The 17689-nt window shown below is 64.5% G+C and carries 18 protein-coding genes; 3 read left to right on the forward strand and 15 right to left on the reverse strand.

Going from position 1 to position 17689, the window contains the following annotated elements; all coding sequences use genetic code 11:
- Positions 1 to 31: 31 nt before the first annotated feature.
- The 5 genes from IGX34_RS07985 to polA all read right to left on the reverse strand — a co-directional run bounded on the left by IGX34_RS07985 (position 32) and on the right by polA (position 6459).
- Entirely contained in the window at positions 32 to 1309 is a 1278-nt protein-coding gene (locus IGX34_RS07985) for an RNA polymerase sigma factor (protein WP_192555177.1), read from the reverse strand.
- Between the two features lie 52 nt (positions 1310 to 1361).
- Complete coding sequence (locus tag IGX34_RS07990; protein WP_192555178.1) at positions 1362 to 1775, reverse strand: YciI family protein; 414 nt, start codon at positions 1773 to 1775, stop codon at positions 1362 to 1364.
- Positions 1776 to 1799: 24 nt separating this feature from the next.
- The gene (locus IGX34_RS07995) at positions 1800 to 2210 is read right to left on the reverse strand and encodes a VOC family protein (RefSeq protein ID WP_192555179.1); all 411 of its coding nucleotides are present in this window, start codon (positions 2208 to 2210) and stop codon (positions 1800 to 1802) included.
- Positions 2211 to 2308: 98 nt separating this feature from the next.
- Positions 2309 to 3346: a substrate-binding domain-containing protein gene (locus tag IGX34_RS08000; protein WP_192555180.1), complete on the reverse strand. Its 1038-nt coding sequence runs from the start codon at positions 3344 to 3346 to the stop codon at positions 2309 to 2311.
- A 365-nt stretch (positions 3347 to 3711) separates the two neighbouring features.
- Positions 3712 to 6459 carry a DNA polymerase I gene (gene polA, locus IGX34_RS08005; RefSeq protein ID WP_192555181.1) on the reverse strand — a complete coding sequence of 916 codons (2748 nt, stop codon included), beginning with the start codon at positions 6457 to 6459 and terminating at the stop codon, positions 3712 to 3714.
- A 138-nt stretch (positions 6460 to 6597) separates the two neighbouring features.
- On the opposite strand from polA, the gene IGX34_RS08010 reads away from it, so the two are divergent.
- A complete protein-coding gene (locus tag IGX34_RS08010; protein ID WP_225737306.1) occupies positions 6598 to 7137 on the forward strand; it encodes a DUF2782 domain-containing protein in 540 nt (179 codons plus the stop codon).
- A 24-nt stretch (positions 7138 to 7161) separates the two neighbouring features.
- On the forward strand, positions 7162 to 7593 hold the full coding sequence (locus tag IGX34_RS08015) for an EamA family transporter (protein ID WP_192555182.1): 432 nt from the start codon (positions 7162 to 7164) through the stop codon (positions 7591 to 7593).
- Here the strand turns inward: IGX34_RS08015 and IGX34_RS08020 are convergent.
- Both IGX34_RS08020 and IGX34_RS08025 read right to left on the reverse strand, forming a co-directional pair.
- Entirely contained in the window at positions 7590 to 8300 is a 711-nt protein-coding gene (locus IGX34_RS08020; RefSeq protein WP_192555183.1) for a glutathione S-transferase, read from the reverse strand. The genes IGX34_RS08015 and IGX34_RS08020 overlap by 4 nt on opposite strands.
- A gap of 49 nt (positions 8301 to 8349) precedes the next feature.
- The gene (locus IGX34_RS08025) at positions 8350 to 9246 is read right to left on the reverse strand and encodes a LysR family transcriptional regulator (protein ID WP_192555184.1); all 897 of its coding nucleotides are present in this window, start codon (positions 9244 to 9246) and stop codon (positions 8350 to 8352) included.
- Between the two features lie 109 nt (positions 9247 to 9355).
- Between IGX34_RS08025 and IGX34_RS08030 the strand changes: the two genes are divergently transcribed.
- Complete coding sequence (locus IGX34_RS08030; RefSeq protein ID WP_192555185.1) at positions 9356 to 10363, forward strand: bile acid:sodium symporter family protein; 1008 nt, start codon at positions 9356 to 9358, stop codon at positions 10361 to 10363.
- 119 nt (positions 10364 to 10482) lie between these two features.
- Here IGX34_RS08030 and purH read toward each other — a convergent pair whose 3' ends face one another.
- The 8 genes from purH to IGX34_RS08070 all read right to left on the reverse strand — a co-directional run bounded on the left by purH (position 10483) and on the right by IGX34_RS08070 (position 17687).
- On the reverse strand, positions 10483 to 12093 hold the full coding sequence (gene purH, locus IGX34_RS08035; protein WP_192555186.1) for a bifunctional phosphoribosylaminoimidazolecarboxamide formyltransferase/IMP cyclohydrolase: 1611 nt from the start codon (positions 12091 to 12093) through the stop codon (positions 10483 to 10485).
- A gap of 110 nt (positions 12094 to 12203) precedes the next feature.
- Positions 12204 to 12491: a helix-turn-helix domain-containing protein gene (locus IGX34_RS08040; RefSeq protein WP_192555187.1), complete on the reverse strand. Its 288-nt coding sequence runs from the start codon at positions 12489 to 12491 to the stop codon at positions 12204 to 12206.
- A 227-nt stretch (positions 12492 to 12718) separates the two neighbouring features.
- Positions 12719 to 13513 (reverse strand): zinc-ribbon and DUF3426 domain-containing protein, encoded by a 795-nt coding sequence (locus tag IGX34_RS08045; RefSeq protein WP_192555188.1) that lies wholly within the window; start codon positions 13511 to 13513, stop codon positions 12719 to 12721.
- A gap of 42 nt (positions 13514 to 13555) precedes the next feature.
- Complete coding sequence (gene prmA / locus IGX34_RS08050; protein ID WP_192555189.1) at positions 13556 to 14455, reverse strand: 50S ribosomal protein L11 methyltransferase; 900 nt, start codon at positions 14453 to 14455, stop codon at positions 13556 to 13558.
- A gap of 170 nt (positions 14456 to 14625) precedes the next feature.
- Positions 14626 to 15999, reverse strand: a complete 1374-nt coding sequence (gene accC / locus IGX34_RS08055; RefSeq protein ID WP_192555190.1) for an acetyl-CoA carboxylase biotin carboxylase subunit — start codon at positions 15997 to 15999, stop codon at positions 14626 to 14628.
- A 14-nt stretch (positions 16000 to 16013) separates the two neighbouring features.
- Complete coding sequence (accB, locus tag IGX34_RS08060) at positions 16014 to 16472, reverse strand: acetyl-CoA carboxylase biotin carboxyl carrier protein (protein ID WP_192555191.1); 459 nt, start codon at positions 16470 to 16472, stop codon at positions 16014 to 16016.
- Positions 16473 to 16542: 70 nt separating this feature from the next.
- Complete coding sequence (gene aroQ / locus IGX34_RS08065) at positions 16543 to 16995, reverse strand: type II 3-dehydroquinate dehydratase (protein ID WP_192555192.1); 453 nt, start codon at positions 16993 to 16995, stop codon at positions 16543 to 16545.
- A gap of 146 nt (positions 16996 to 17141) precedes the next feature.
- Complete coding sequence (locus IGX34_RS08070) at positions 17142 to 17687, reverse strand: TlpA disulfide reductase family protein (RefSeq protein ID WP_192555193.1); 546 nt, start codon at positions 17685 to 17687, stop codon at positions 17142 to 17144.
- Positions 17688 to 17689: the final 2 nt, after the last annotated feature.

Consider the following 17689-nt stretch of genomic DNA (forward strand, 5'->3'; position numbering starts at 1 on the left):
GGTTACGCTGCGCTAACCCAACCTACGTGGCTTATGGGGTGCGGGCGGCTTCGGCACAGGCTGCTGCACGCTGCTCCAGGAAATGCCGCTCGCGCGCATTGCGTGCCAGCGCTGCGGCACGCTCGAATTCACCGCGTGCTTCATCATGCCGCTGCAAGCGGCTCAGCAGATCGCCGCGCACACTGGGCAGCAGATGGTAGCTGCGCAATTGCGGTTCATCGGCCAATGCATCGACCAGGGCCAGGCCGGCAGCGGGTCCGGCGGCCATCGCCACCGCCACCGCACGATTGAGCTCCACCACCGGCGACGGCAGCACGTTGGCGAGCACTGCGTAGAGCGCAGCAATGCGATTCCAATCCGTCGCTGCGGCGGTGCGCGCCCGCGCATGGCAGGCAGCGATGGCCGCCTGCAAGGCATAGGGCCCGTTCGCGCCGCCGAGTTTGTCGATGTGTTCCAGTGCGCTCAGCCCGCGGCGGATCAGCAAGGGATCCCAGCGGCTGCGGTCCTGGTCCGGCAGCAGAATCGGTTCGCCATCGGGCTTGGTACGCGCGTGCAGGCGCGAAGCCTGGATTTCCATCAAGGCCAGCAGGCCGAGCACTTCCGGTTCCTGCGGCGCCAGGCCGGCCAGTACGCGGCCCAGGCGCATGGCTTCGTTGCACAGTTCCGGCCGGATCCAGTCTTCGCCCGAGGTGGCGGTATAGCCCTCGTTGAAGATCAGGTAGATCACTTCCAGCACGGACGCGAGGCGTTCGTCGCGCTCTTCGCCGCGCGGCACTTCGAACGGAATCTGCTTTTCGGTCAGCGTGCGCTTGGCGCGCACGATGCGCTGCGCCACGGTAGGTTCGGGCACGAGAAAGGCGCGCGCGATTTCATCCGTGGTGAGGCCGCCGAGCAGGCGCAGCGTCAACGCCGCGCGCGCTTCGGCCGACAACACCGGATGGCAGGCGGTGAAGATCAGTCGCAGCAGATCGTCGCCGATATCGTCGTCGAGCATGTGCTCCAGCTCCAGCCGTTCGTCCGTGGCTTCGAACTCCGGTTCATGGGCGAGGACTTCATGCTTGCGTTCGATCAGTTTCTTGCGACGCAGCTGATCGATGGCGCGGTGCTTGGCGGCGGTCATCAGCCAGGCGCCCGGGTTGTCCGGGATGCCGCTCTCCGGCCAGCGTTCGAGCGCGGCGACCAGCGCATCCTGCGCCAGTTCCTCGGCCAGCCCCACGTCGCGCACCATGCGGGCGAGGCCGGCGATCAGGCGTGCCGATTCGATGCGCCAGACGGCGTCGATCGTGCGATGGATGTCGGTGGCCGTCATGGCCACCGATCACAGCACGTGCTTTCTTGCGACGCAAGCGACGAAAGTCCCGTCAGGCGGCACTCTGGCGCGGGTCCTGGAAACCCTCCGCCGCCTTCTGCACATCGACCGGAAAATCGGCCATTTCGAACACCTGGCGCACTTCGATGGTGTCGCCGGCCGCGAGCGGGCAGCGCGAGGCCCAGGCAATGGCTTCGTCGCGCGAGCCCACGTCGATCATCCAGTAGCCGCCGACCACTTCCTTGGTTTCGGCGAACGGGCCGTCGGCGACGCGCACCTTGCCGTCCACCAGGCTGACGCGGGCGCCGGCCGAGGGCGGATGCAATCCGTCCAGCGCCAGCAGCACGCCGGCCTCCTGCATCAGTTTGTTGAACCGCATCATTCTCTCCACCGCCTCGGCACTGGGGCGTGCGTCGGGCGGGGCCCCGCATTGGCTGGCGGGAAGCATCAGCATCATGAAGCGCATGGCGGCCTCTCCTCGATCGATGGCTTATTGCTGCGGGATGATGACCATCCAGTTCACGCCGAAACGGTCCGCCACCATGCCGAAATACGGCGAGAAAAAGGTCTGCGTGAGCGGGCAATGCACCTGGCCGCCGTCGGCGAGCGCGTTGAACGCGCGATCGGCTTCGGCCTTGTCCTTGACCGTAAGCGAGAGCGAAAAGCCCTGGAACTTGGTCTCGGGATTGACGCAGTCGTCCGAGGCCATCAGCACGGAATCGCCGATGGTGAAGTTGCAGTACATGATGTGTTCGCCGTTGGCCTTGGCGGCCATGCCGTCGCCGGGCGGCGCTTCCTTGTAGCGCATCTGCGCGTTGAGCTTGGCGCCCAGGTGCTGCTGGTAATACTTCACGGCTTCTTCGCAGCGGCCGTTGAAGAACAGATAGGACTCGATGTGCATGGCATTCCTCCGTGGGGTGGCAGGGACCGGCGTTTTCCGGTTCTTGCTGAGGCGACGAACCGGCCCTGCCGGAATCGACACGGAAGCTGCGGCGACGCTCAGGCGCCGAACTGGCTGGACCGGCGCACCACCAGCCGCACCGGCAGCAGGCGGGTCTCCACCGATTCGTTGCGGATCAGCCGCAGCAGGTTGTCCACCAGGGTTTCGCCGGCCAGCTTGGTGTCCTGCAACACGGTGGTCAGCGGCGGATTGAGGAAGCGGGCCATCGGGATGTCGTCGAACCCGGCCACGGCCACCTGGTCGGGCACCTTGATGCCGCGGTTGGCGAGGGCGCGCATGGCGCCGATGGCGATCAGATCGCTGGCGGCGAACACGGCGTCGAAGGCGGTGCCGCGCTCCAGCAGCACGGCCATGGCGTTGTAGCCGGCTTCTTCGGTGCTCTCGTTGGCGTCCACCTGCAGTGCCGCCTCAGCCGTGAGGCCGGCTTCCTGCAGCGCCGCCACATAGCCGCGGTAGCGCTCGAAGAATTCCGGATAGTGGCTGGAGGCATCGCCCAGGAAGGCGATGCGCCGGCAGCCCTGTTCCAGCAGATGCGCGGTAACCGCATGGCCGCCCTGCAGGTTGTCGCAGCCGATCGATACATCCGGCTGGTCCGGCAGCACCGCGCCCCAGCGGATCGAGCGCGTGCCCTGGGCCGCCAGTTTTTCCAGCTTGTCGCGGTAGGCCAGGTAATCGCCATAGCCGAGCAGGATGATGCCGTCGGCCTTCTTGGTATCGGCGTAGTCGGCGTGCCAGTCGTAGGACAGCTGCTGGAACGAAATCAGCAGGTCGTAGCCGCGCTGCGCGCAGGCGCGGGTGATCGAGCCGAGCATCGACAGGAAGAAGGGGTTGATGTGCGAGTCGTCCGCGGTGGGATCCTCGAACAACAGCAAGGCCAGCGTGCCCGAGTGCTGCGAGCGCAGGTTCGAGGCGTTCTTGTCGACTTTGTAGTTGAGCTGTTCGGCGGCCGCCTTGATGCGCTGGCGCGTTTCCTCGCTGACCAGGGGACTGCCGCGCAACGCTCGCGACACCGTGGATTGGGAGACCCCGGTGAGGTGGGCGATGTCGAACGAGGTGGCTTTCCCTTTGGTGGACACTGCGCAGGAACTCTCTGCTCGGGCGAGCCGCGGGCAGCGGCGGGCCGTGATAACGCTATCCTAACGGTTGCACTGCCGCCTGTCCTGACGCGGAGCAAGAAAAAGCCCCGAGAACTTAGGGGGAGTCCTCGGGGCCGGGGGGAATCGGAACCCAGGGGAGAGGACCGATTCCGGTTGGCGACCCAGGGAGGTGGGCGCCGGGGGATGCCGTTGCGTGCATCCGATAGGTAAGAACGCAGATGCACCCCAAAAGTTGCACTGGCGAGGACAAAAATTCCGGAACTGGTCAGCCGTGATTCATCTGCATGACACGGATGCATGACCTTTGGCATACGGACGTCCAAATCAGCGCGGTTGGAGGGTGCTCAGTGCGCCTCGTCCCAGTTCTTGCCGACGCCCACGTCCACGATCAGCGGCACATGCAGCTCGGCCGCGCCGGACATGCGTTCGCGCACGGCTTCGCGTACGGTATCGATCGCGTCGGCGCGCACTTCGAATACCAGTTCGTCGTGCACCTGCATCAGCATGTGCGCATCGTCGCGGTTCTTCAGCCATGCGGCTACGGCGATCATCGCGCGCTTGATGATGTCCGCGGCAGTGCCTTGCATCGGCGCATTCACTGCGGCGCGTTCGGCGCCGGCGCGCAGCGCCTGGTTGCGTGCGCTGAGGTTTTCCAGGTACAGGCGGCGGCCGAACAAGGTTTCGACATAACCGTCACGATGCGCCCGCTCGCGGGTGGCTTCCATAAAGGCATGCACGCCGGGATAGCGCGAGAAATAACGCGCCATGTAGTCGCTGGCCTCGCCGCGGTCCACGCCCAGCTGGCGCGCCAGGCCGAAGGCGCTCATGCCGTACATCAGGCCGAAGTTGATCGCCTTGGCTGCACGGCGCTGGTTGCTGGTGACTTCGCCGGGATCGAGTCCGAACACTTCCGCTGCGGTGGCGCGATGGATATCGCCGCCTTCCTGGAACGCGCGCACCAGGCCTTCGTCGCCGGACAGATGCGCCATGATGCGCAGCTCGATCTGCGAATAGTCGGCCGCCATCACCAGCCAGCCCGCGGGTGCGATAAAAGCCTGGCGAATGCGCCGGCCTTCTTCGGTGCGTACCGGGATGTTCTGCAGGTTCGGATCGGTGGAGGAAATGCGCCCCGTAGCCACTGCACCCTGGTGATAGCTGGTATGCACGCGGCCGGTACGCGGATTGACGATTTCCGCCAGTTTCTCGGTGTAAGTGGAGCGCAGCTTGGCCAGGCCGCGGTAATCGAGGATCAGCCGGGGCAGCGCGTGTTCCTCGGCGATGGCTTCCAGTGCTTCTTCGTTGGTGGATGGCTGGCCAGTGGGCGTTTTCAGTTTCGCCGGCAGGCCGAGCTGGTCGAACAGAATCGCCTGCAACTGCTTGGGTGAGTCCAGGTTGAATTCGTGCCCTGCCGCTTGCCAGGCTTCTTTCTGCAACTCGTGCATGCGCTTGCCGAGCTGCTGGCTTTGCTTGCGCAATTCGTTGACATCGATCAACACGCCATGCTGTTCCATGCCGGCCAGCACAGGTACCAGCGGAATCTCGATGTCTTCGTAGACTTTCAACAGTTTCGGCTCGCCTTCCAGCAGCGGCCACAGTGCATGGTGCAGGCGCAGGGTGACGTCGGCATCTTCGGCGGCGTAGCGGCAGGCGGTATCCAGGTCGACTTGCGAGAACGAAATCTGCTTCGCGCCCTTGCCGGCCACTTCCTCGTATTTCACGGTTTCGTAGCCGAGGTATTTGCGTGCCAGCGAATCCATGTCGTGACGCGTCGCCGTGGCGTTCCACACGTAGGATTCCAGCATGGTGTCGTGCTTCAGACCCTGCACCGCAATGTCGTAGTGCGACAGGATGTTCATGTCGTACTTGGCGTGCTGGCCGACCTTGGGGCGCAGCGGGTTCTGCAGGATCGGCTTGAGCGCGGCCAGCACCTGCTCGCGCGGCAGTTGCGCGGGCGCGCCGGGATAATCGTGCGACAGCGGGATATAGCAGGCGTGGCCCGGCTGCACCGACAGGCTGATGCCAACGATATCGGCCTGCATGGCGTCGAGGCCGGTGGTTTCGGTGTCGAAGGCGATCAGTGGCGCATCTTGCAGGCGTGCCAGCCAGCCGTCGAACTGTGCCTGGGTGGTGACCAGTTCGTATTGGCCCTCGCCACTCAATGCCACCGGGGTGGCATTGAGCTCAATGCGCGCAGGTGCCGGTGCCGTGGGCGCCGTCGATGTAGGGGCGGCAGCGCTTGCTTCTGCGGCGGCGTTGTCCAGGTCCTTCAAGGCGGCCTTGAATTCGTAGCGGGTGAACAGCTCACGCAGAGCCTCGATATCGCGCTCGCGCAGCATCAGCTGTTTGACGCCCAGCTCCAGCGGCACGTCGGTCTTGATGGTGACCAGCTGGCGCGACAGCGGCAGCGACGGCAGCGCCTCGCGCAGGTATTCGCCGATCTTGCCGCCGATCTTGTCGGCATGCGCGATCACGCCATCCAGCGAGCCGTATTCGGCCAGCCATTTGGCGGCAGTCTTCGGACCGCATTTGGTCACGCCGGGCACATTGTCGACGGTGTCGCCGGTAAGGCTGAGGAAGTCGATGATCTGCTCGGGCTTTACCCCGAATTTCTCCATGACGCCGGCACTGTCCATGGTGCTGTTGGTCATGGTGTTGATCAGGGTGACACCGGGGCGCACCAGCTGCGCCAGATCCTTGTCGCCGGTGGAGATCAGCACGTCGACGCCTTGTTCGTGCGCCTGCGTGGCCAGCGTGCCGATCACGTCGTCCGCTTCCACCCCGCTGACCCGCAGGATCGGAAAGCCGAGCGCGCCCACGATCGCCAGCATCGGCTCGATCTGCGCGCGCAGATCGTCGGGCATCGGCGGCCGGTTGGCTTTGTACTGGTCATACAGCACGTTGCGGAAGGTCGGCCCCGACGCATCGCTGACAAAGGCCACGTAGTCGGGCCTGGCCTTGAGTGTAGCGCGCAGCATGTTGACCACGCCGAACAGCGCACCGCTCGGCTCGCCCTTGGCATTGCTCAGTGGAGGAAGCGCATGGAAGGCGCGATAGAGATACGAGGAGCCGTCGATAAGCGTGAGGTTTGGCATGAGCGGGATTCTAAGCGAAGCGGGTGCAGGGGGCGGGTAGATGAAGGTTCGACGAATTCGGTTGCGGCCGGCGCCAGGCATTCACGGCCGGGGCCAGCGGCGGCTGCTATGCTTCCCGGCCCTGATGAGGTGCTCGCCATGAAACACGTCGCCTGCCTGTATGCCCTTGCCTTGCTGGCCGCATCACCGGCCTTTGCGCAGTCCTCATCATCGTCTTCGGCAGCTCCCCATTTTGCGCCGGCGCCGATGCCGCCCGGCATGAACGATCCGGGCGTGGATCCGCGCAAGGCGCCGCCGCCCGCGGCCGAGTCATCCACCGCCGAGCCGGCCGTGAGCCCGGCCGAACTGCAGCCCAGCCATCTGCAGGGCAAGCCGATTCCGATGCCCAAGATGCCTGGCGCGCCGGCCGGCGCAGACGCCAACGGCGATGCGCCGCCGGACGTGAGCGTGCATCAGGAAGGCGACAACACCATCCAGGAGTACCGCCAGAACGGCAAGGTCTACATGGTGGTGGTGACGCCGAAGTTCGGCCCGCAGCAGATCTACAACGTCGATCCGGATGGCCACATGCTCAACCAGAACGGGCAGCCGCCGGTGAAGCCGGTGATGTACAAGATCATGCAGTGGGGCGGCAGCAAGCCGGCCTCGGCATCGTCGTCGGAAGACAGCGGCTCCTGATTTTTCTCCAGCGCGCAAACACGCATGAATCTGCGCGAAAGCTGGCTGCTGTTCGCCCTGGGTTCGGCGTTCTTCGCCGCGCTTACTGCCTTGTTCGGCAAGCTCGGCGTGGCGGGCATCAACTCCAATCTGGCCACCTTTATCCGCACGCTGGTGATCCTGGCGGTCACAGCGGGCATCCTGAGCCTGCGTGCGGAATGGTCGCGGCCGACGGGCCTGCCCTGGCATAGCTGGGTGTTCCTGGTGCTGTCGGGCGTGGCGACCGGGCTTTCCTGGCTCTGCTATTACCGTGCCTTGCAGCTGGGGCCAATCAGCAAGGTGGCGCCGATCGACAAGCTGAGCGTGGCGATCGCGATCGTGCTGGGCCTGTTGGTGCTGGGCGAGAAGCCGAGCTGGCCGGTGTTGATCGGCGGCGTGCTGATCGTGGCCGGTTCGCTGGTGATTGCGCTGTTCTAGCGTGCGCGATCCAGTTCCGGATAGTGGCGGAAGATGCCGTCTTCGTTGAATGCAATGCGCCGTGGCGATTGCAGGTAGGCGCTGATGTTGGGGCGCTCGGCGATCCGTGCGGCCAGTGCGCGCAGGCGCGTCATACGCTTGTGCATGCGCGTCATCGCATTGGGAAAGGCGTAGTCGAGTCCGCTGACTAGCTGGAACAGCGACAGATCGACATAGGAATGGCGCGACAAGGCCTGCCTTCCATTGCCTCGCGCAATCACGTCTTCAAAATAGCCGAGGAATTTCGGCAGGCGCTCGTCGAGAAATGCCTGCGTGCGCTTGCGTGCCGCCGGTCGTTGCTGTTCGTAATATTCGCTCAGCACCAGGGGATGATGCGTGTCGTGCACTTCGGCGACGAAGTCGGTGATGGTTTGCTGTAATTGCTGCGCGTAAATTTCGGCGCCGGATCCTTCCGGCACCAGGCCAAGGCGCGGGCCCAGGTAGGCGAGGATAAGTGCGGTCTGTGCGATTACCAGGCGACCCGCCTTGAGGAATGGCGGGGCAAACGGCAGCGCGCCAGCCTGCATGCCTTGCAGGAACGACAGCATGGCGTTATCGCCGCGCTCGCGGGCCACATCGATGTAATCGGCCCCGGCATCTTCCAGTGCCAGCCGCACAAATTCGCCGCGGCCCTGGATGCCGGTCCAGTAGTAGAGCTCGTAGCGCATGTCGCATGCTCTGGCTTGCTGTGAGGGTGCGAGGCTAGCGAACCTGCGCTCAATACGATGTGAGCTTGTCGTTGGCAGCCAGTTCGCGCAGGCGATTCCAGACCAGCGCAGCCAGCGGCGACAGCGAGCGCAGGCGGCGGTGAATCAGCATCACCGTGCGGTGTTCCACCGGCGTCAACGGGCGCATGGCCAATGACGGTGGCGGCGAGGAAAGTGCGGGCGTGATGGTGATGCCCAGTCCCGCTTCGACCATACGGAACGCGGTATGCGTATGTCCCGTCTGTTGCACCACATCCGCCACCACGCCGTGCCGATGCAGGGCCTGGTCGATCAGGCGCCGGCTGCCGGAGGAATAGTCGAGCAGCACCAGCGCCTGTCCCTGCAGCTTTTTCCACGGCACGGATTTCAGGGCGGCGAGCGGATGATCGGGGCGGCAGGCGAGATAGAACGGGTCGCGCATGATCGTTTCACTGTCGAAGTCGCCGGTTTCCGGCGGATCGATGGCGATGCCGAAATCCACTTCGCCGCCGCGCACGCTGTCCAGCACCAGGGTTTGCGCCTGGTCGTGCAACTGGATGGTGAGTTCCGGGTATTCGCGCGCGCAGTCGGCAATGCATAGCGGCATCAGGCTTGCCGATAGCGTGGGCACCGAAGCGATGCGCACCTTGCCGCGCCGCCGCTCGCCTTCCGAATGCACATGGCCGAGCACGCCCTCAAGCTCATCCAGCACGCGCTCGATCGCGCTTTCCAGATAGCGGCCGGTTTCGGTAGGCACCACTTCGCGCGTGGTGCGATCGAACAGGCGCACGCCCAGCTCGGCCTCCAGCTCGGCGATATGGCGGCTGATGGCGGGTTGGCTCAGATGCAGATGTTCGGCTGCGCGGCGGAAATGCCGTTGCCTGGCCACCGCCAGAAACGCACGCAATTGCCGTAGGCTGATATTCATGCTCATATCGAATCAATCTATTCAATAAAACGATTTGATTTATCAATAGGGTAGCAGTGAAATACCTCGCATCCCAACTACCCAGGTCGCCTTGTACAGGCGTGTAGCCATGTCTTTGCGCCGTTTCCTGCCGGACAACTTCACCCTCTGCCTGATCGCCACCGTCATCACGGCCAGCCTGCTGCCGTGCAGGGGTTCGGTCGCGCATCTGTTCGATCTGCTGACCGACCTGGCCATTGCCATGTTGTTCTTTCTGCACGGTGCGAAGCTCTCGCGCGAGGCGGTGGTGTCGGGGCTGACCAACTGGCGCCTGCACCTGACGGTGCTGGCAAGTACCTTCGTGTTGTTTCCGATCCTGGGGCTGCTGCTCAAGCCCGTATTGATGCCGCTGGTTACGCCATCGCTCTACGTGGGCATGCTCTTTCTGTGCACGCTGCCGTCGACGGTGCAGTCCTCGATCGCATTTACCTCGATCGCGCGCGGCAACGTCTCGGCCGCGGTGTGTGCGGCATCGGCGTCCAGCTTGCTCGGCATCGTGATCACGCCCCTGCTGACCGGCCTGGTGCTGCAGGCGCATGGGCAGGGTGCGATGTCATGGCATTCGGTGGGCGAGATCGTGCTGCAGTTGTTCGTGCCGTTTGTGGCGGGGCAAGTCGCGCAGCGCTGGATCGGCGGCTGGGTCGGGCGCCATCGTCCGCTGGTGGGCCTGGTCGATCAGGGCTCGATCCTGCTGGTGGTCTATACCGCGTTCAGTGCGGCCGTGCTGCAGGGTTTGTGGAAGCAGCTGCCATTGTCAGTGCTGGGCGGCGTGCTGATCGTCAATGCCGTGCTGCTGGCCTGCGCCCTGCTGATCACCCGCTATGGCTCGCGTGCACTGGGCTTCGATCGCGAGGATGAGATCACCATTGTGTTCTGCGGCTCGAAGAAAAGCCTCGCCAGTGGCGTACCGATGGCCAACGTGCTGTTTCCCGTGCATGCGATCGGCATGATCGTGCTGCCGTTGATGTTGTTCCATCAGATGCAGTTGATGACGTGCGCGGTGCTGGCGCGTCGTTACGCGCAGCGTGCGGGCATCAACCGGCGCAAAGCACCGGAAATGGCCACCGCGTCCGAGTGATTTCGTAGGTTGGGTTCGCGCAGCGCAACCCAACGATGCCTGATCGCTTCGACGTATATCCGTTGGGTTACGCTGCGCTAACCCAACCTACGAACTGCGAATTGCGGACAGATTCCGCCTCAGTGGCGGAAATGGCGCATCCCGGTAAACACCATCGCCATATCGTGCTCGTCGGCCGCCGCAATCACCTCGGCATCGCGCATCGAACCGCCCGGCTGGATCACCGCACGGATACCGGCCGCCGCCGCGGCATCGATCCCGTCGCGGAACGGGAAGAAGGCATCGGATGCCATCACCGAACCGCGCACTTCCAGCTTCTCGTCCGCGGCCTTGATGCCGGCGATGCGCGCGCTGTACACGCGGCTCATCTGGCCGGCGCCGATGCCGATGGTCTGGCGATCGCGCGCGTAGACGATGGCGTTGCTCTTGACGTACTTGGCCACTTTCCAGGCGAAGATCAGGTCGTTGATTTCCGCCTCGGTCGGCGCGCGGCGGGTGACGATCTTAAGATCGTCGGCAGTCACCATGCCGCGGTCGGCGGTCTGGATCAGCAGGCCCGAGCCGACGCGTCGGCAGTCGTTGCCGGGATGGGCGGCCGCAAGATCGCCGCCGGCGGGCGGCGGAATTTCCAGCACGCGCACGTTGGTTTTCTTGGCGAAAGCCTTCAGTGCATCGTCTGCGTAACCCGGTGCCAGCACCACTTCCACGAACTGGCGTTCGACGATGGCGCGGGCGGTGGCACCGTCGACCTCGCGATTGAACGCAATGATGCCGCCGAAGGCCGAGGTGGGGTCGGTCTGGTAGGCCAGATCATAGGCACGGCCGATGCCGTCCAGGCTTACCGCCACGCCGCAGGGATTGGCGTGCTTGACGATCACGCAGGCCGGCTTGCTGAAGCTGCGTACGCATTCCCACGCGGCGTCGGAATCGGCGATGTTGTTGAACGACAGTTCCTTGCCTTGCAGCTGGCGGAACGTAGCCAGCGTGCCGGGTGCGGGATACAGGTCGCGATAGAAAGCAGCCTGCTGATGCGGGTTTTCGCCGTAGCGCAGATCCATCAGCTTGACGAAGCGGCCGTTGGCCTGGCCGGCGAAGGCTTCATGGCCGGCAATGGCATCCTGCGTTTCATTGAGTTGCAGGCCGGACAGGTAATCGCTGATCGCGCCGTCATAGTTCGACACGCGATTGAAGGCCGCCACGGCAAGCTTGAAACGCGTGGCGCGGCTGAGGCCGCCATGCTGCTCGAGCTCGGCCAGGGCGGCGTCGTATTGATCGGGCGAGGTAAGCACGCCGACATCGTTCCAGTTCTTGGCCGCCGAGCGCAGCATCGCGGGGCCGCCGATATCGATGTTCTCGATCGCCTGCTCCAGCGTGCAGTCGGGCTTGGCCACGGTGGCTTCGAACGGATAGAGGTTCAGCACCAGCAGATCGATCGGCGCAATCTCCAGTTCGACCATGACCTTGTCGTCCGTGCCGCGGCGCCCCAGCAGGCCGCCATGCACCTTGGGGTGCAGGGTCTTGACGCGGCCATCCATGATTTCCGGAAAGCCGGTGAGATCGCTGACGTCCGTTACCGCCACGCCGGCATCGCGCAGGGCCTTGGCGCTGCCGCCGGTGGAGAGCAGTTCCACCTTTGCCGCGGCCAGGCGCTGCCCCAGTTCAATCAGCCCGGTTTTGTCCGATACGCTGATCAGGGCGCGGCGGACAGGGGTGACGGCAGGTGCGGACATGGCGGCTTCCAGGGCTGTAGAGCCGCGCATTATAACGCGCCCGGGCCGCTCTGGCCGGGTGCATCACTTCATGCGGTTTGGACGGCTAAACGGAGGAAGCGCGCAGCGCTTCAGAGCAGGCCGTGTGCGGCCAGCTTCTTGCGCAGGGTGGCGCGGTTGATGCCGAGCACGGCGGCGGCGCGGCTCTGGTTGCCATCGTGGAATGCCAGGACTTCGCGCAGCAACGGACCTTCGACTTCGCGAATGACCAGTGCATGCAAACCTTCGTCGCACGCAGTGTCACCGATGTCCGCCAGATAGCGGCGCACGGTACGGCTGACACATTCGCTCAGTGCGCTCTGCGACGAGGTCTCGCGAACAGCCTCGTTGGCAGGCAGTCTGACGGCGTTCAAGGACATTTCCCCTCACGTACTTTCGCAACGGCTGCATGGGCCGTCGCCATGTTTATGGCAGTTACCGCTTTCGCGGCGGGTAGGCAGTTTGCGCTCTTTCTTTTGCGCGAGGGATCGAGTGTACTCGCGACCGGCGACAAAATTAAGAGGCTTCCGACAAGAAAAACAGAAGCCTATGCCGAACAGGTACTAACGAAGCCTACCTGCGATAAGGTTGCAGCTAAGCCATGGCTCTATTCGAAACCGAGGTCAAAGGCAACTGCCTGATGACCGGGATCTTCCACTTCAAAGACCAGGGCAGTACTGGCTCCTGCAGCCAGGCCGCGATGCAATGTGTCGGCATCGTCCAGATACTCATAAGGATTCAAGCGGCGCATGGCGATGACCTTGCCGTTGCCGTCGGACAAGCGGATGGTTACCACCGGCCAGGGCTGGGTAAAGGCCGCGTCGTTGCGCATGGTCGCGCTGATCAGCAACGCGCCGGGAACGGTTGGATGTGTTTGCACGTCGCGTGCCAGCAGGCGCAGCTTGGCCACGTCGCGTACCGGCGGCAGCGTGCATTGCAGGGTGGCGCAAGCCTGGCGCAGCAGCGCGCCGGTATCCGGATCGGTGATCAGCGTATCGCGCAAGGCCCATGCAAGCTGCGCGGTAAGGCCAAGCAGCAGCGCCACGGTAATCAGTATCCACGGCCAGCGCCGCGGCTTGTCGGCGTGACGGTCGCGTGCAAAGCGCGGCGTGACGATCAGGTTGGCGAACTCGTCTTCTACCGATAGCGGCGGCGACTCCGGCTGCGGTTCCGCTGCGGCCGGCTGCGGCCGGTAGACCACCAGTTCGACCCGCGGCGGCTCGATGCCCGGTTCATGCGAAGGCAATTCGTCGAACGGCTCCGGCGGCAGTTGTTCCGCCAGCGTGGCAATGCAATCGAAGCCCGCGCCGCAATGCCCGCACATGACGAAGCCGTGTGCCTGCGCAATGGTGCGCGCATCCACAGAAAACACCGACAGGCATTCAGGGCATTGCGAGTACATGCTTGAAAAGGGCGCTAGTGCGATTGCGGATGGGAGGGCAGCTCAGTGCTGGCGACGCAGGCCGCTGATGCGCACCCAGTCTTCGCGTGTATCCACGCGCAGTGCATCGAACCACTCGCCATAGCGTGCCACCAGTTCATCCTGTTGGCCTTGCAGGATACCGGAGATCGCAAACGGTGCGCCCGGCCTGGCGGCTGCGGCAAAGGTGGGCGCCAGTTCGCCCAGCGGGCCGGCAAGGATGTTGGCGACGAACACGTCGGCCGGTTCGCCAGCGAAGTCTTCCGGCAGGAACAGTGCCAGGCGCTCGGCCACGTCGTTGCGCTCGGCGTTGTCTCGCGAGGCCGTAAGGGCTTGCGGGTCGTTGTCCACGCCGACTGCTGCGGCGGCGCCCAGCTTCAGCGCGGCGATGGCGAGGATGCCCGAGCCGCAGCCGTAGTCGATCACGCGCTTGCCGCCGAGCGCGAGGCTGTCCAGCCATTCCAGGCACAGGGCGGTGGTGGGGTGGGTGCCGCTGCCGAACGCCAGGCCCGGATCAAGCCGCACGATGACGCTGTCGTCCTGCGGTGGCTCGATATTCCATGGATAGATCCATAGCCGCCGGCCGAACGGCATCGGCTTGAACTGGTCCATCCAGGCGCGTTCCCAGTCCTCGTCGGCGACGTCGCGGAACAGCAGTTGTTCCGGCTCCAGCCATGGCAGCAGTTCACCCAGTGCCTGGGCGAGGCCGCGACGATCGGTATCGGCCTCGAACAGCGCGTTCAAGGTAATGGTCGGCCACAGCGGCAGCTCGCCTACGCCAGGTTCGAAGATGGCCTGTTCGTCGGGCGTTTCCGCGTCGGCGTCCTGCAGCGTGATCGACAGCGCGCCGAGGTCGTCCAGCGCCTCTTCCACGCGAGGCTGTTGTTCGGCGCGGACGGTCAGGGAGAGTTCGAGCCAGGGCATCGGCGTTCCGTGGAATGGCGTGAGACGACGATTTTCCCTCGCCGCGGCGGTCGGAGGGTAGGGCGATGGGTGAATCTTGCGATGATCTTCACTAACACCCCACCGTCATCGCGGCCTTTGCCGGAATGAAGGTGGGGGTCATGCTCGGCATCGCGCCGATGCCGAGGAACTCAGTGCCCGCTATGCGGATGCTCTTTATGCTCCGCCATGCGCTTTTCCAGGTAGTGGATGTTCTGTCCACCCTGCTGGAATCCCACGTCGGACATGATGCGCTGTTGCAGCGGAATATTGCATTTCACGCCTTCGATCACCGTTTCGGCCAGTGCCAGGCGCATGCGCGCGATCGCCGTTTCGCGATCCGGGCCGTGCACGATCAACTTGCCGATCATCGAGTCGTAGTTCGGCGGGATCTTGTAGCCGTCGTACAGATGCGTATCCACGCGCACACCGGGGCCGCCCGGGGCTTCGAAGCGCTTCACCGTACCCGGCGAAGGCATGAAGGTGTCGGGATCCTCCGCGTTGATGCGGCATTCGATTGCATGGCCCTGGATCTTGATGTCTTCCTGCTTGATCGAAAGCTTTTCGCCGGCGGCGATCAGCAATTGCTCGCGCACCAGGTCCACGCCGGTGATCAGCTCGGTGACCGGATGCTCCACCTGGATACGCGTGTTCATTTCGATGAAGTAGAAGCGACCGTTCTCGAACAGGAATTCGAAAGTGCCGGCGCCGCGATAGCCGATGCGCAGGCATGCATCCACGCACACCTTGCCGATCTGCGCGCGCTGTTCCGGCGTGATGCCGGGGGCAGGCGCTTCTTCCACCACTTTCTGGTGGCGACGCTGCATCGAGCAATCGCGCTCGCCCAGGTGGATGGCGTTGCCCTGGCCATCGGCCAGCACCTGGATTTCCACGTGGCGCGGATTCTCCAGGAACTTCTCCATGTACACCTGATCGTTGCCGAAGGCCGCCTTGGCCTCCTGCTTGGTCATGGTGACGGCGTTGCCCAGATGCGCCTCGGTGCGCACCACGCGCATGCCGCGGCCACCGCCGCCGCCAGCGGCCTTGATGATCACGGGATAGCCGATTTCGCGCGCAATGCGCATGTTGTCTTCGACATTGTCGCCGAGCGGGCCGCCCGAACCGGGCACGCAGGGAACACCGGCTGCTTTCATTGCGCGGATCGCTTCGACCTTGTCGCCCATCAGGCGGATCACATCCGCCGTAGGGCCGATAAAGATGAAGCCGGACTGTTCCACCTGCTCGGCGAAGTCCGCGCGTTCGGACAGGAATCCGTAGCCCGGATGGATCGCGTTGGCGTCGGTGATTTCGGCCGCGGCGATGATGCGCGGAATATTGAGGTAGCTGTCGGTCGACGGTGCGGGGCCGATGCAGATCGCTTCGTCGGCCAGCCCCACATGCTTGAGGTTGCGATCGGCGGTGGAATGCACGGCCACCGTCTTGATGCCAAGACTGTGGCAGGCGCGCAGCACGCGCAGCGCGATTTCGCCGCGGTTGGCGATAACGACTTTTTCGAGCTTTTGCATATCTCGCGGGCCGCTCAGGCGATTACGAACATCGGCTGATCGAATTCCACGGGCTGGCCGTTATCGATCAGGATGGCCTGCACGGTGCCGCTCACGTCGGCCTCGATCTGGTTGAACATCTTCATCGCTTCGATGATGCCCAGGGTTTCGCCGGCCTTGACCTGCTGGCCGACCTTCACGAAGGCGGCCGCGCCCGGGGTGGCCGAGGCGTAGAAGGTGCCGACCATCGGCGCTTTCACCACGTGCCCGGCCGGCAGGTTGCTGGCGGCTTCGGCCGGCGCCGCGGCGGGAGCGGCAACCGGTGCTGCGGCCACCGGGGCCGGCATGTGCACGGCGGCCGGTGCGGCGGCAACGACGCTGCCCTTGGGTACGCGCGACAGGCGCACGACTTCTTCGCCTTCCTTGATCTCCAGTTCGGCGAGGTTGGATTCCTCGAGCAGGTCGATCAGTTTTTTGATCTTGCGCAGATCCATAAGTGTTGCCTTCTTAGGGTCTTGGCCACAGCTTGGCGGCCGGAAAGTGAAAGATAAGGGGTAGCGCGAACTAGCCGGCTGGCGTCGGTTCAAGTTTGGCCAGCGCCGCGTCCAGGCCCAGCCGGTAGCTGTGGCTGCCGAAGCCGCAGATCACGCCCATGGCGAGATCGGACAGATAGGAGTGGCGCCGGAACGGCTCGCGGGCGTGCACATTGCTCATGTGCACTTCGATAAACGGAATGGCCACCGCCGCCAGGGCATCGCGCAGGGCGATGCTGGTGTGGGTGAAGGCGCCGGGATTGATCACGATGCAGGCGACCTGTTCGTCGCGGGCCTGATGGATGCGGCCGATCAGCTCGTGCTCGGCATTGGACTGATACCAGGCCAGGTCATGGCCGGCGGCTTGTGCGCGCTGGGCCAACTGGTTGTTGATATCGGCCAGCGTTTCCCGGCCATAGATGTCCGGTTCGCGCACGCCAAGCAGGTTGAGATTGGGTCCGTGCAGGACCAGCAGCTTTGCCATATGAGCTCCAGGCAGCCCCAGGCGCCTCGGAATGCGCGCAGTGTGCGCGCTGCCGTGGATGTTGTCTAGTTCGACGTAGTTCGGCGATGTTTGCCGGAGAAGTGCGGGCTGAACCGTGCGGGAACGTATGTGCGGTGGAAACCGCGTCAGGGCGCGGTTGCCGGGGACAGCCAGCGGGCCAGTTGAGCGGCATCGAGCGCGCCGCGGTGGCTGGCGATCACCCGGCCCTGCCCATCCAGCAGCACGCTGAAGGGCAATACTTCCTCGGTATCGCCCAGGCGCAGCGAGGTGCTGGGGCTGTCCAGCTCGCCCAGCAGCACCGGGTAGGCCACGGGATGGGCGGCGAGGAAGGCCTGTACGCGGGAGGGATCGTCCATCGCAATACCCAGCACGATCGCCCCCTGATCGCCGAACTTGCGCTGTGCCGCATCCAGCGCCGGCATTTCGGCCAGGCAGGGGACGCACCAGCTTGCCCAGAAATTGATCAGCACGCGCTGGCCGCGGAACTCGGACAGGCGATGTTCCTTGCCGTGGAGATCGAGAAGGGCCAGGTCTGGACGAAGATCGCCGACGTTCGCGACATGAACCCCATCAGGCACCTGCGCTAGCCGGCTGCGATGCTGCAGCCAGCCGCCGGCCACGGCGGCCAGCAGGGCCAGCAGCAGGATCAGCAGGTTGCCGCGGCTCAGCATGC

It is taken from the genome of Dyella acidiphila (genome assembly GCF_014863405.1).
Classification (GTDB): domain Bacteria; phylum Pseudomonadota; class Gammaproteobacteria; order Xanthomonadales; family Rhodanobacteraceae; genus Dyella_B; species Dyella_B acidiphila.

Coding starts and splice junctions, on each gene's coding strand:
- aroQ (WP_192555192.1), bottom strand. CDS start 16,995: ATGGCAAAGCTGCTGGTCCTGCACGGACCCAATCTCAACCTGCTTGGC.
- IGX34_RS08020 (WP_192555183.1), bottom strand. CDS start 8,300: ATGCGCTACGAGCTCTACTACTGGACCGGCATCCAGGGCCGCGGCGAA.
- IGX34_RS08030 (WP_192555185.1), top strand. CDS start 9,356: ATGTCTTTGCGCCGTTTCCTGCCGGACAACTTCACCCTCTGCCTGATC.
- IGX34_RS08010 (WP_225737306.1), top strand. CDS start 6,598: ATGAAACACGTCGCCTGCCTGTATGCCCTTGCCTTGCTGGCCGCATCA.
- IGX34_RS07985 (WP_192555177.1), bottom strand. CDS start 1,309: ATGACGGCCACCGACATCCATCGCACGATCGACGCCGTCTGGCGCATC.
- accC (WP_192555190.1), bottom strand. CDS start 15,999: ATGCAAAAGCTCGAAAAAGTCGTTATCGCCAACCGCGGCGAAATCGCG.
- polA (WP_192555181.1), bottom strand. CDS start 6,459: ATGCCAAACCTCACGCTTATCGACGGCTCCTCGTATCTCTATCGCGCC.
- IGX34_RS08015 (WP_192555182.1), top strand. CDS start 7,162: ATGAATCTGCGCGAAAGCTGGCTGCTGTTCGCCCTGGGTTCGGCGTTC.
- IGX34_RS07995 (WP_192555179.1), bottom strand. CDS start 2,210: ATGCACATCGAGTCCTATCTGTTCTTCAACGGCCGCTGCGAAGAAGCC.
- prmA (WP_192555189.1), bottom strand. CDS start 14,455: ATGCCCTGGCTCGAACTCTCCCTGACCGTCCGCGCCGAACAACAGCCT.
- IGX34_RS08045 (WP_192555188.1), bottom strand. CDS start 13,513: ATGTACTCGCAATGCCCTGAATGCCTGTCGGTGTTTTCTGTGGATGCG.
- IGX34_RS08025 (WP_192555184.1), bottom strand. CDS start 9,246: ATGAATATCAGCCTACGGCAATTGCGTGCGTTTCTGGCGGTGGCCAGG.
- IGX34_RS08040 (WP_192555187.1), bottom strand. CDS start 12,491: ATGTCCTTGAACGCCGTCAGACTGCCTGCCAACGAGGCTGTTCGCGAG.
- accB (WP_192555191.1), bottom strand. CDS start 16,472: ATGGATCTGCGCAAGATCAAAAAACTGATCGACCTGCTCGAGGAATCC.
- purH (WP_192555186.1), bottom strand. CDS start 12,093: ATGTCCGCACCTGCCGTCACCCCTGTCCGCCGCGCCCTGATCAGCGTA.
- IGX34_RS08070 (WP_192555193.1), bottom strand. CDS start 17,687: ATGCTGAGCCGCGGCAACCTGCTGATCCTGCTGCTGGCCCTGCTGGCC.
- IGX34_RS07990 (WP_192555178.1), bottom strand. CDS start 1,775: ATGCGCTTCATGATGCTGATGCTTCCCGCCAGCCAATGCGGGGCCCCG.